Origin of the sequence: Stenotrophomonas sp. YIM B06876, from assembly GCF_030711595.1 — a bacterium.
Lineage (GTDB): Bacteria > Pseudomonadota > Gammaproteobacteria > Xanthomonadales > Xanthomonadaceae > Stenotrophomonas.
This window is the reverse complement of record NZ_JAUJUJ010000652.1, coordinates 1-349: the sequence shown is the minus strand read 5'-3', so window position 1 is coordinate 349 and position 349 is coordinate 1. Positions and strand designations below refer to the sequence as shown.

The 349-nt window shown below is 62.5% G+C and carries 1 protein-coding gene; it reads right to left on the bottom strand.

The genetic code is table 11. The annotated features are described in order from the left end of the window. Positions 1–339 (bottom strand): HipA domain-containing protein (locus QZH66_RS18880; protein WP_305807301.1); only part of this gene is annotated, 339 nt, incomplete at its 3' end. Positions 340–349 lie beyond the last annotated feature (10 nt).

Below are 349 nucleotides of genomic sequence, written 5' to 3'. Positions count from 1 at the left end.
GTCCAGCACCTGTTGCTCGGCGTCGGTTGGCTGGGCTTGTTGGTCGATCTGTTTGCGCACCTTGGCCCATGCCGGCGGCAGCGCCGTTGCCATGCTGCGAAATTCCAGCAGCGTTTCAGGCAGGCGAAAGCCACAGTCCGCGCACAGCGCCTCCCACGAGTGGTGGCCCACCGCGTCAAAAGTGTCTTCATCGCCGATGTACAAGGCCAGCCCCGTATCGCCATAAGCGCGCACGCACAGCAGGTCGTAGAAAGGTGCCAGCCGGTAACCCCGGTCGCTCACCAGCACCGACATATTCTTGGCGTGCGCGTCGGCATTGCCAATGAGGTAGTTGAACATCACCCAGCGC